The following is a 428-nucleotide window of genomic DNA, read 5'->3' on the forward strand; positions in this document are numbered from 1 at the left end:
ACCGTCAAAAATTCGGGAAAGTAACGATCAAGCCAGTTATGAACTTGTCCCTGAACGACCTGTAAATCAACGTTGAGAAGATCGCGAAGTTTTTTGGCCACTCGGAGTTCTGCATAAATTCCTCGTGGAATTGTTGGTTCGGCGTATCTTCCATCTTTGACTAACTGTGCAATGACTTTTGCATCTTTCACATCATTCTTTGTAGGTGAATTATCGTCTAATTCTTTACTTCGTTTAACATGTAGTGGATTGACTGATACGAACTTAATATTATTCTCTTTTAGAAGATGAGCTAGATTTAACCAGTAGTGACCGGTTGGCTCCATGCCTACAATCACTTGATTTAACTTACACCCTTTAACAAGTTGGGTAATCCAATCTAGAAACGAATGAAATCCTGCTTTCGTATTTTCAAAGAAACACGTTTT

At 38.1% G+C, this 428-nt stretch carries 1 protein-coding gene; it reads right to left on the reverse strand.

Features of this window, described 5'->3' with window-relative positions; genetic code table 11:
- On the reverse strand, window positions 1–428 hold a 428-nt coding region (locus ADA55_RS26425; protein ID WP_048689497.1), incomplete at both ends, for an IS110 family transposase.

Origin of the sequence: Bacillus sp. 220_BSPC, from assembly GCF_001054655.1 — a bacterium.
In the GTDB taxonomy this organism is placed as follows: domain Bacteria; phylum Bacillota; class Bacilli; order Bacillales; family DSM-1321; genus Peribacillus; species Peribacillus frigoritolerans.